This is a genomic window from Mesotoga sp. HF07.pep.5.2.highcov, from assembly GCF_003666285.1.
Lineage (GTDB): Bacteria > Thermotogota > Thermotogae > Petrotogales > Kosmotogaceae > Mesotoga > Mesotoga prima.
In genome coordinates, this window is sequence record NZ_JFHJ01000523.1 from 1 (window position 1) to 4916 (window position 4916).

The following is a 4916-nucleotide window of genomic DNA, read 5'->3' on the forward strand; positions in this document are numbered from 1 at the left end:
AACAACTGCCTTTTTGGTTACTGCCTAGGCGGAATGATCTCTACGATCGTGAACGCTATCGATCAAAGAATAAACGACATGATATTGATGACCGTTGGAGGTAACATTGCGAAAATAATATGGCAGTCACCGGTATTGAAATCAATTCGTAATTCACTTAGGAGCGGCTCGGGAAAGGAGGGCTATCTAAACGACGAAGTGAAGTTAAATGCTAGATTCGAAGAGGATGCTCGTGCAGTGAAACTTATAAAAAGTGCACATGAACTGATCGAGTCCGATCTTCATCCCTTGTTTAAGATAGATCCTCTCGCCTATGCCCGTTTCAATGACAGAAAGAAAGTAACGATGATCGAGGCTCTCTTCGACAAAACTCTTCCCATAGAAACTAGAAAACAGCTTTGGGAAGCCTTCGGAAGACCAAAGAGGTATATTGTGCCTGTAGGACATGTATCCTGGTTTCCCTTTGAGTATGCTCTTGGTAAGTTCATACTGAAAAAACTGGGAATAAAGGAGGCCAGAAGAAACTTGAGGCTCTTGGAAAGTACTAAGCCAACTATGGAGTAGTCGCCAGGCAAATGGAAAACAATTTCTCTTCTTATTACTCAACTTTTCCTGGCCAAAGCCGATACTTTTAATTAACTACTCTTGCCAAGCAGCGAGCGATTAAACTGTATTTTCCTTGAACTCTTCAACTGATTCAAGAGTACTCAAACCTTCTAACTGGCAGTAGCAGATGACCTATCTGATGCTTCTTTTTCACTCCAGTCGGATTACCTACACACTCACTTTTTCGCCTTGAAGAAGACAATAAATCAGTCTTGTTTCTCGGTATGACAGATTCCTTTCGAACAGCTAATCGAAATCTGTTTCTATAGGCCCAAGAAACTTACAAAAGAATCTACAAGATTGGGATCGAACTGCTTTCCTGCGCACGTTCTTAGTTCTTCAATGGCCTCTTCAGAGGAAACGGGATGCTTATATGGTCTTCCGCTCATCATAACATCGTAAGCATCAATGATGGAGATTATTCTGGCGAGTAGTGGAATTGATTCACCCTTAAGACCCCTGGGATAACCTGAACCGTCCCACCATTCATGATGACTAAGAATCTCATCCGCTATCCCGATAAGTTCAGGTGAGGAAAGAGCTATCCTAAATCCAGCCTCCGGATGAGATTTAATCTTCTTCCATTCCTCGGCCGTTAAACTTCCGGCTTTGGTAAGGATCTCTTCGGGAACTGCAATCTTCCCAATATCATGGAGAGCGCCGAGGAGCAAGAGGTTGTCAAGTTCAGCTTCATTCAAACCGATAGACTTTCCGAAGTCTCTGCTGATTGTCTTAATTCTCTCATTGCGCTCTTCCGTTTCATAGCTCTTGTTGAGGAGACTCTTCTCGAGTACCTCAACCGTCTTGTTCCTCATGGATATATTGTTAAGGAGTTTATCCCTGTACATTTTTTCCTCTGCCGAAATTAGGATTTCGCTGAAGTCCTGGTCGATGTCGGACTTTGTTCCGATGCCAAAAGAGACACTGATTGGAAGGCTGAATCCAGTTACCTGATTCAAAGCCTTTTTAATCCTGTTAACCAGAGATTCTGCTGACTGAGTATCTGTCTGAGGAAGGAGCATTATGAATTCATCTCCTCCCCACCGAGCAATAATGTCGTCGGATCTTACAGAAGATTTAAGACAGTCGGCAACTGCTTTCAAAAGTCGGTCGCCTTCAAGATGCCCGAAGGCATCGTTAACAATTTTCAATCCATTCACGTCACCCATCACGATACTTATCGGCATCTGACGCTTCACGTTTAGCCTGTCTATCTCTTCCTCGAAGAATGATCTGTTGTACAATGCGGTAAGCTGGTCGTGAAATGTCACATAATGGATTTCCCTGTCGGATCTGATTCTCCAAATCGCTTCAACCGCATGTGCCATCAAGGTCTCAACCATCTTGATTTCTTCCTGTTTCATTGGAGAATCATGGTAAGACACTAGGGCACCAATGCTTTTCATCGGAACAATTGAAACCGAGTCTTTACAGTTGGGAACAACTTTTCTAATAGATGAGCTTTCAATAAAGGCGGATTTGCCAGTTTCAACGCAGTCTCTTAGTACCCCGCTCCTGAAAAGGTATCCCTGAACGGACGCCACCTCTCCCTGGCTTTCGAGTGTCACTAACTCCTGATCATAAAGGAGATATAGGCTGAACTTCTCCATGCCCAATATATTTGCCGATGCATCGATTATTGAGTGATATATAGTGTCCTCTTCATTTGACTTCTCCATTTTGAGGGCAACAAAATGGAGTTTCGACACTTTGTCCTTTGTTCTTTCAAGTTCTTCCTTTGCCAGTTTCTCATCCGTAATGTCTCTAACTGCTCCACAGATCCCTTTAATTTTCGATCCTCCGCCACAGTACTTCGGCTTTGAAAACTCGCTAACCCATCTCAGAGCTCCGTCTCTTCTAATAATTCGGTACTCTATTCTTTCTTCTTTGCCCGACCTCACTTTTTCCAAATGCTGTTTGTAACAATCCAGGTCTTCGGGATGAATTATAGTCTCCCAGTTGAATTCTCTAGGTTCCGGGGAATCAAGGCTGTATCCGCTAATCCTTTCATATGATTCACTTCTCCAGATCTCAGGATCCTTTCCATCGCTCGGGAACTCAGTCTCGTAGTAGTAATCGGAAATCGTCTCCGACATCGATCTGTATCTTTCCATTGAAAGTGATAGCTGGGTTTTTACAGATCTTTCCTCTTCAAGCTTCGCACTCAGAGAAGCGGTCTTCTCCTTTACCTGTCTTCTCAGAGTTCTGTTCCAGAAGTACATTAAAATCAGCACCAGGAAAACAACGCTTGCCACGGGAATTGCAAAGAAGAGCCAATAGAGCATATCACCGCTACTGTCTTCAGCATTAATATTGCCGAACCACTTGTTGAAGATTTGCCTGTACTCGCCCGTCGAAGAGATTATTGAGAGTCCTTCATTCAACAAAGAGAGCAGCTCGGAGTCACCCCGTTTCACGGCAAAACAGTATTCAAGACGTGTGACTGGATGTTCAGAATCCATCAGGTTCTTCAGCGAGAGATCTTCGATGAGAAATAATCCCTGAAGAGTATTCATAAGTACAGCATCGACCTCCCCGTTCTCAAGCATTCGCAATGCAATTTCGGGAGATTCGACCCTCACAACTTCGCTACCCACTCCCTCACTGGTTACAAGCTCATCCATCAGATCTCCCTTTTGCACTGCCACCCTGGACTCTCTTAGATCACTTAAAGAGGAAAATCCCTCGGTTCGTTTGTTATAAAAGATTGAACCATGAAGGATTGTGTGCGGATTGGAGAAATCAACGAGAAGATTTCTGCCTTCTGAGTAGTACATTCCCAGCAAACCGTCAATTTGACCGGATTCAAGTGCAGATCTAGCGCTTGCCCATGTTCTGAGTTCTATTTCAATTTCGAAATCGAGGGCCTTTGATATTGCCCGAAGAATATCAACGTTGAAGCCAACGGGTATTCCTCTTTCGTTCTCATATTCGAAAGGCGGGTAATCGACATCGCCACTGAATATGTACTTCATCTGTCCAAACAAAGTCAGAGATAATAGCATGAAGAAAACAATTGAAAATGCTTTTCTCATAACACACTCCCAGAAGAAGGCTATCTTCCTCAGAATTTACTATAACATTATGCGGCCTAAATCTATGTGGAGAGAAGAGAGTATTTGTCGACAATCGTTCGATCACATTGAGATGCCTGTTTTGGCGCCTCCAATGTGTAATAATTGAAAAGAGGTGATTGTTTTGAGAGAAACTCATGGAAGTGTAGATATAGGTTTGATTATTGGATTATTCTCACTTGTGCTGATTGGTAGCCTTGCATACCTCTTTCCTACCGCTAAGATTCCCGATCCAGGTGGTAAGTACGAAGTCGGAGTCGAGATTATTGAGCTGGATGATAACAGCAGGATCGATCCATTTTCCGACGGAGAAATGATCCGCAGGCTTGTGATTGATATATGGTATCCCTCGGATGATACATCGGGTAAGAGAAGAAGCCCATGGTTCAGGAGCCATTCGCTTTTTGTGAACAGCCTGGCCGATAATTATAATCTTCCACCCATGCTGTTTCAGCATTTGAGAGCCGTCAAAACTAATTCATTTATTGGCGCGGCTCCTTCGGCCAATGCAAATAATCTACCGGTAGTAATCTTATCTCCAGGGATGCCGGCTATAGTTCCCTTATATTTTTCATTTGCGGAGTATTTGGCTAGCAGAGGTTTTGTCGTGGTAGGTATTGAGCATCCGTATGCCGCATCAGTCGTGGAATTTTCCGACGGCAGTCAGTTTCACTTCAACAAAGATAGAGTGCTCGATCTTCCTGGAGTTGAGACGTTTGAAGAAGGTGCTAGGCTTTCAATGGAGTTGATGGCCGATGATCTGTCTTTTGTAATAGACAGTTTGTCTAAATTGAACGAAAGTGGACATCAGCTGGCGGGTATATTCGATGTTGACAGAGTTGCTGCATTTGGTCACTCTGGAGGTGGCGGAGTTGTTCACTTCGCATCAAATGATGACAGTCGAATAAAGGCTTTGCTTTCATACGATCCAGCGCTTTTCATGCTCAATGATAATGAGATTGAAGAGGGTATTGGAATACCTTCACTTATTATTGAAACCGATGAGTGGAAATTCCGAGAAGAATCGGGAAGGATATCGGATCTGATTGAAAGCAGCGTTTTTCCTCCCTTACATATAAAGATCTCCGAAGCCAGACACCCGGATTTTGCAATGCTAGATCATCTGTCGCCGTTAGCTCATTTTCTTGACTTCACTGGTAGTTTTATGAAGAGCGGTGGCGAATATTATCTCTACGACATTATTCAAAGCTTCCTCGAATATACATTTGGCAATTT

At 43.4% G+C, this 4916-nt stretch carries 2 protein-coding genes and 1 pseudogene; 2 read left to right on the forward strand and 1 reads right to left on the reverse strand.

The window, feature by feature from the left end:
- Nucleotides 1-564, forward strand: a pseudogene (locus BG32_RS11095) (alpha/beta hydrolase); the annotation flags it as partial.
- 305 nt (nt 565-869) lie between these two features.
- Here BG32_RS11095 and BG32_RS11100 read toward each other — a convergent pair.
- Nucleotides 870-3641: an HD domain-containing phosphohydrolase gene (locus tag BG32_RS11100; protein WP_121526836.1), complete on the reverse strand. Its 2772-nt coding sequence runs from the start codon at nt 3639-3641 to the stop codon at nt 870-872.
- Between the two features lie 163 nt (nt 3642-3804).
- Here BG32_RS11100 and BG32_RS11105 point away from each other — a divergent pair.
- Nucleotides 3805-4916, forward strand: a 1112-nt coding sequence (locus BG32_RS11105) for a hypothetical protein (protein WP_121526837.1), incomplete at its 3' end; no start/stop codon positions are given.